This window comes from Enterococcus sp. 6D12_DIV0197, assembly GCF_002174385.1.
Taxonomy (GTDB): Bacteria; Bacillota; Bacilli; order Lactobacillales; family Enterococcaceae; genus Enterococcus_D; species Enterococcus_D casseliflavus.
The window spans coordinates 1,015,524-1,022,156 of record NZ_NIBN01000001.1 but is presented as its reverse complement, the minus strand read 5'-3'; the positions used below and the strand labels follow the sequence as shown (position 1 = coordinate 1,022,156).

The following is a 6,633-nucleotide window of genomic DNA, read 5'->3' as shown; positions in this document are numbered from 1 at the left end:
GTGCTTCCAACGCCACCTCTTTAGATGAGGCTTGATACACCATTTTAAAATCATCACAGACTTCCTTACGATCATCGACACGCACTTTGTGACTGATATTACGGGAAACGTGTACACAACAATGTTGAAAACGAGCTTTGGGATAGAACCGACTAATCGCTCCTACCATCCCCTTTAAGCCATCCGTGATGAACAGGAGGACATTTTTCAAACCGCGCTCTTGAAGGTCCAATAAAATTTCCTCCCAAATCGTGATGGATTCAGTCGGTGCAATCGCATAGCTCAATACTTCCTTTGATCCGTCCGGGCGAATGCCAACTGCGATATGAATAGCTTCCTTGGCGACGGTTTTCCGCTTTAACGGAATATACGTTGCGTCCATATAAATAGCAGCATAACGGTCATGAAGCTCCCGCCCTTTAAACGCCGTTACCTCTTCTGTAAATGATTTTGTTATATTGGACATGGTTTGGGGCGTGTAGTGATGCCCATACATTTTCTCAATCAAGTCTGCGATTTACGACATGGTAATACCTTTTCGGAAGAGGTGAATGACGGTCTCCTCTAACGTGTCATTCGTCCGTCTATAAGCAGGAACAGTCTGTTGCTTGAACTCACCATTGCGGTCGCGCGGAATCTGGAGATGAAGTTCCCCATACTCGGTCTTGACCGTACGGTCATAGGAGCCGTTACGAGAATTACCCGTGTTAAAACCAATGCGATCATACTTTTCGTAATCTAGGAAAGCCGTTAACTCCGTTTTGAGAAGCGTATTGACTGCTTTCTCCAAATGGACACGGAATAATTCATTCAAATCGCCTTTGTTCGCTAGAGTCTTTAGAATTTCTGTAGTAAAATCATTCATAGGGAAGTCCTCTCTTCTGTGAATGTGTTGTGGTAACTCTATTCTACAGAAGGGACTTCCTTTTTTCTATTTACACAAAATATTTTACACTCTCCTGAGTTAAACTGAATATCATTCTGTCTATATAAATTTTAAGATGGATTACCATACTTTTGTTTGACTCATTGACAAAAATCTAAAAAACTTATCCTCAGCGAGATTGAGTGTCTTTTACCAGACACAAATCCCTACTACAGATAAGTTTTTTATTTTTTTATGCTTTTAGGCTTTTAGGTATATGGATATTTCAGTTTTTCCTTACTGATAAGTTTCTGTCCGCAAGAATTCTTCTTGCTTTAATAGCTCCTCGATGGAACAATTTTTTTCCAATGCTTCTTTGACAAAAGCAGTGGCTTTTTCATAACCAATTTGCGGTGAAAGGGCTGTAATAGTCCCTGTACTGTTATTTACAGCTTTCGAACAAGCTGTTTCATTGACGGTAATACCTGCCACACATTTATCGGCAAAAATTTGACACGCTTTGGTCAACAGTTGACATGATTCAAATAAATTATGGAACATCACCGGCTCAAAAGCATTCAATTCCAATTCTCCGGAAGCTGCCGCAAAGGTGATGGCACCGTCATTTCCAATCACTTGAAATGCAATCTGACTGATAACTTCTGGAATGACTGGATTGACTTTGCCCGGCATGATCGATGAGCCTGCTTGTCTTGCTGGCAAGTTGAGTTCATGAAAACCAGTTCGCGGACCGCTGGCTAAGAGACGCAGATCATTGGCGCTTTTGTTCAATGTGATGGCAATCGTTTTTAATCCACCTGAAATCGAGGCGAAACTGTCGGTATGCTGTGTACTATCAATCAGGTCATTCGCTGGCCGTAAAGGTCTTGGAAAACGTCGGTTCAATTCTTGATAGAGGTATTCTTGATAGCGATAGGACGCATTAAGACCTGTCCCAATGGCTGTCCCACCCATATTTAAGGTCAATAGTTCTGCCGATAAGTGGTGCAGCCGTTCACGGCAACGCGTCAAACTGTGGGCATATGCAGCGAAACTTTCCCCTACTGTCATTGGCACCGCCTCTTGCAGTTGGGTTCGCCCCATTTTTGCCACGTGCTGAACTTCTTTCGCTTTCATATGCCATCTGTCAATCAACTGTACCAGCGCTTCATCCAATTGTTCAATATATACAAGCAAAGCCAGTTTCCCAGCACTAGGATAGACATCATTGGTGGATTGGCTTTGATTGACATCGTCTAAGGGATGAAGATATTGATATTCCCCTTTCTTATGCCCCATCAATTCTAACCCGCGATTGGCGATCACTTCATTCACATTCATGTTGGTGGATGTTCCTGCTCCCCCCTGAAATGTATCAACAATAAATTCTTCATCCCACTTGCCCATGATGATTTCTTCCGCAGCAGTCACAATGATTTGTGCTTTTTCTTTGGATAGCGTGCCAGATTGTTGATTGGCTAGCGCAGCTGCGGCTTTGATACGTGCTACTTGTTTGATCATCGTCAGATCAACTTTTTGATCAGTGAAAGCAAAATTTTCTTTTGCGCGATAACTATGAATACCATAATAAGCCCCCTCGTATATAGGTAGACTGCCAATTGTATCTGATTCGATCCTCATCATGATTTAAACGCCCCTTTTTGTATTATATGTGATAAAATATCACATAAGAGAAAAAGACACGAGCCTTTTCAGCCATCTCTTTGTTAATCCTTGAAATTGATTCCTTTCACTTTGAAAAACAAAGAGAAACAGTACAAAAACAGAAAAGAGGAAAGTATTTGGATGAACTAGATAAAAAGTTGTTGAATCTGTTGCAGCAAAATGGTCGGTTATCGATCAAAAAGTTAAGTGAAGCGTTATTCATCACTGCACCTGCTGTTTCCCAACGAATAAAACATTTAGAAGAAACCGAGCAATTGTTGTATTATCAAGCGACGATTGACTATGAACAAGCCGGCTTGCCGATCAAAGCATTTATCCACCTGTCGATCGAACCACAGCAAAAAGCAAGTTTCTATCCTTTCATACAGGCGATCCCCAATGTGTTGGAATGTGATTGTGTCACCGGCCCTTATTCAATGTTAATCAAAGTCGTTTTCCCTTCTACCAAATCATTGGACAGCTTTATCAATGACTTGCAAAAATTCGGTCGAACCAACACCCAAATCGTTTTCTCGACGCCAGTTCCCTCTCGAGGATATCAATTCTGAAAACCCAAAAAGCGCGCTTATCTCACATAGACAGGCACGCTTTTTTTATATACAGGGGTCACTGGTCATCGACTGGCATTTGCAACCCTCGTGGTCCGACATTCGTTGAAAATACAATGTGGGTTTTGGTATCCCCATAAAATTGCAAATCTGTGATAAACCGATCCAAGACGACCGTATCACTAAAATAAACCTTCAAGAGCATAGAATAATCTCCAGTGATACAGTCACACTCGATCACATTTGGGATGTCTGCGATATAGGCATAGAAGGCTTCTTTATCTTTGGCATTCACTGCGCAATGGACATACGCTTTGATCAGATAACCAAGTTTTTGGTAGTCGATCAGTGCCTGATAAGAACGGATATACCCAAGGGTTTCAAGGTTTTGTACCCGCACAGAAACAGATGGCGATGAAATAAAGCATTGCTCTGCGATCTGTTTGACAGTGACTCGGGCATTTTGCTGCATGATGTTCAGTATCTTGCGGTCTAAGTTATCCATAATCATCCCCCGTTCTCATTATTTTCTCAGTTTATCGAGAAAACAACAGAAGCGCAAGTTGCAGATTACATCCTATGTTAAATTTCCTAACATCAACGCTGAGATAATTGGAAATAGCGATAAACAATCATCGCCCCACAAGCAAACAGACCACACCCAAAAAACATCATGTCAAAGCCAAAAAGACTGGCGATGATTCCCCACAAAAAAGCCCCACCTCCATAAGCTACATCTAAGGCTGCTGAAAACACCGCTGTCCCTTGCCCTCGCTGCGCCTCAGACACCGATTCTAATACAATCGTATTCATCACAGGCAATAAGCCGGCATAACCGACACCATAACAACTCGCGGCCAGAAGCAAGCCACTGAGCTGTGTCGTAAATGGCAACAGACAAAAAGAAACCAAAATCAATAATAAACTGCCATAAATCAATGTAGCCGTTTGGATTTTGGCGAGCAAACGTGGAAATACGACCCGTGTTGTGACCGTCATGATCGACATGACCGTAAAATAATAGCCTGCGCCAATAATCTCACGTTCAAGGGCATATTGTGCAATAAACGCCACCACGCCAGAATTGGCAAAGCATATCAAAAAAAGGATACCGCTAGGAAACACAACCGCTTTGATGCGAAGCAGTTCTCGTAACGATGATTTCGCTTCGCCAGAGTGCGTATTCCTCCGTGAAAAGGGCTGTTCTTTCAAAAAGAAACTCAACAAAAAAGCTGTTCCGCTCAACAAGACAGCCATCCGAAAAAGTACAGGAAATCCATAATTTTCTACAACAGCAAGTCCTATCAACGGGCCGATGGCACTCGGCACAGCCTGGGCGATACTGAAATACCCCAATCCGACTGCTAATTTGCCTTCAGGAATCGTATCAACTGCCATCGTCGCTGCTGCTGTCGCTTGCAAACTATTGCCCACCCCTTGCAAGATGCGCAGACAAAAAAGCATCAATAGCCCCTGCAGCAGATTCAATAAACTAAAATCAATCAACAGAATGGCTAATCCCATACAAAGCAAGACTTTGCGTCCATATCGATCCAATGCCACACCGATTGGCAAACGGCAAAACAAAGCAGATAGCCCCAAGACACCTACAATGGCGCCGGATACTGCTTTAGAACCACCTAAAGAAGCAACATATAACGGCATAGTCCCCATTTGGGTCGTGATGGCTGTCATTGCTAGTACCGTGACCACCATCACTAAGTAAAAATCTTTCGACCAAAGCCGACTAGAGCTGTTCACCTTTTCCATATTGTGCCTCGCTTCTATACAGCTAATTGAAAACGTACTTGTGTCAAAAATTGCTGTGTACGTTCTTCTTGCGGATCCTCAAAAATTTCTTCTGGTGTTCCCGCTTCTACCACCACACCATCCGCCATGAATATCACTTTATCCGCGACTTCTTGTGCAAATTGCATTTCATGCGTCACGATGATCATCGTTTGCCCACTATCAGCCAGTTGCTTCATGACATTTAGGACATCACCGACAAGTTCTGGATCGAGCGCTGAAGTGGGTTCATCAAACAGTAATAATTCTGGCGTCAAAGCCATCGCTCTGGCGATACCTACACGTTGTTGCTGTCCGCCAGACAGTTGACTAGGATACATCATAGCTTTATCTGCCAAACCCACTTTTTCTAAGGCAGATAACGCTGCTTTTTCTGCCAGTTTTTTTGGGAAACGCCGTGGTGTGCGTAGTCCTTCCGCCACATTTTGCAACACATTCATGTGGCTGAACAGCTCATAGGATTGAAAGACCATCGCTGTTTTGCGGGCGATCTCCAATCGTTGGGTTTTGCCAATATGTGCGAGATCATACTGGAAGTCACCGATAGAATATCTCCCCGCATCAGGCTGCTCCAACAAATTCAAGCAACGCAAAAAGGTCGTTTTTCCAGAGCCGCTAGGACCAATGATGCATACAACTTCCCCACGTTCAATTTGTAAGCCAACATTTTTTAAGATGACTTGTTTATCGAAAGACTTCTTCAATCCTTTGATTTCTGCTTGCAGCATACTCCCACCCTTTCTTTTCTATCGCTCAAAGCGCGATCGTATTGGCAGATTGTCCTTCTAGCAAAATATCTCTTGCATTGTTCAAAGCTGTTTCTGCAATTTCTTGTACAGCCAATTGGGTATAATACGCAATATGCGGGGTCAAAAGCACATTTGGAAGTTGATTCAGCTGTTGATAATAAGGATTTTGATCCCACCCAACTAAAAAATACCGTTCTTCATTGGCGATAGCGTCTAATACAGCACCAGACAAACGCCCTTGCGCGAGTGCGGCAATCAACGCATCCGTATCAACGATTCCCCCACGTGCCGTATTGACCAGACAACTGCCAGGCTTCATCTGTGCAAAAACAGAGGCCGAAAATAGCCCTTCTGATGCTTTTGTCAGCGGGATATGGATCGACAAGACGTCCGATGCAGCAATCAAGGTCTCAAAGGACACATATTCGACAATCCCCTTCAACCGAGGATTTTCACTCCTACTAGTCGCAATCACATGTCCCCCCATATGATAAATCGCTTCTGCGACTAGAGCACCGATTCGACCAGTGCCTAACAACCCGACTGTTACGTCTTGTAGCTCCCGACCAATCACAGACCGTCGATCAAGTTTTCCTTTGATCATTGCTGGAATATTGCGTAAAGCCATCAAGATCGACATCACAGTGTAATGGCCCACCGATGTTGGGCTATAAGAAGGGACATTGGTGACCGTCAACTGATGCTTTTGCGCCCAGTCAAAACGAACACCGTCGACCCCCGTTGATTTGATCGATAACTGCTTCATCCCTAAAATATGCAAGCGTTGGTACAGGGACTCATCTTGCTGCATAGCCAGACTAGGATACAAACAGATGCCGTCGTGCCCTGCTGCCAAATGGATATTCTCCCAAGACAAGCTCTCCATTACGATCGTCACTGGTGTTTTGTGGATAAATTGCCACCGTTCGATATAAGCAATTTCCTCTTCACTTACCCCGTAATAAATCAATTTCAT

6 protein-coding genes and 1 pseudogene are annotated in these 6,633 nt (G+C 43.5%); 1 reads left to right on the top strand and 6 read right to left on the bottom strand.

Annotated elements, in window-relative coordinates:
• Both A5867_RS04960 and A5867_RS04955 read right to left on the bottom strand, forming a co-directional pair.
• A pseudogene (locus A5867_RS04960) lies at nt 1-865 on the bottom strand (IS256-like element ISLgar5 family transposase); the annotation flags it as partial.
• 297 nt (nt 866-1,162) lie between these two features.
• Nucleotides 1,163-2,509, bottom strand: coding sequence for an aspartate ammonia-lyase (locus tag A5867_RS04955; protein ID WP_087626999.1), 1,347 nt, complete (start codon nt 2,507-2,509; stop codon nt 1,163-1,165).
• Nucleotides 2,510-2,667: 158 nt separating this feature from the next.
• Here A5867_RS04955 and A5867_RS04950 point away from each other — a divergent pair, with 158 nt between their 5' ends.
• Nucleotides 2,668-3,099: an Lrp/AsnC family transcriptional regulator gene (locus A5867_RS04950; RefSeq protein WP_003125427.1), complete on the top strand. Its 432-nt coding sequence runs from the start codon at nt 2,668-2,670 to the stop codon at nt 3,097-3,099.
• Between the two features lie 58 nt (nt 3,100-3,157).
• Here the strand turns inward: A5867_RS04950 and A5867_RS04945 are convergent, their stop codons facing one another.
• From A5867_RS04945 to A5867_RS04930, 4 genes are all read right to left on the bottom strand, one after another.
• On the bottom strand, nt 3,158-3,604 hold the full coding sequence (locus A5867_RS04945; RefSeq protein ID WP_087626998.1) for an Lrp/AsnC family transcriptional regulator: 447 nt from the start codon (nt 3,602-3,604) through the stop codon (nt 3,158-3,160).
• Nucleotides 3,605-3,696: 92 nt separating this feature from the next.
• The gene (locus A5867_RS04940; RefSeq protein WP_087626997.1) at nt 3,697-4,869 is read right to left on the bottom strand and encodes an MFS transporter; all 1,173 of its coding nucleotides are present in this window, start codon (nt 4,867-4,869) and stop codon (nt 3,697-3,699) included.
• 14 nt (nt 4,870-4,883) lie between these two features.
• On the bottom strand, nt 4,884-5,636 hold the full coding sequence (locus A5867_RS04935) for an amino acid ABC transporter ATP-binding protein (protein ID WP_087626996.1): 753 nt from the start codon (nt 5,634-5,636) through the stop codon (nt 4,884-4,886).
• Nucleotides 5,637-5,661: 25 nt separating this feature from the next.
• Nucleotides 5,662-6,633 carry an NAD(P)-dependent oxidoreductase gene (locus A5867_RS04930; protein ID WP_087626995.1) on the bottom strand — a complete coding sequence of 324 codons (972 nt, stop codon included), beginning with the start codon at nt 6,631-6,633 and terminating at the stop codon, nt 5,662-5,664.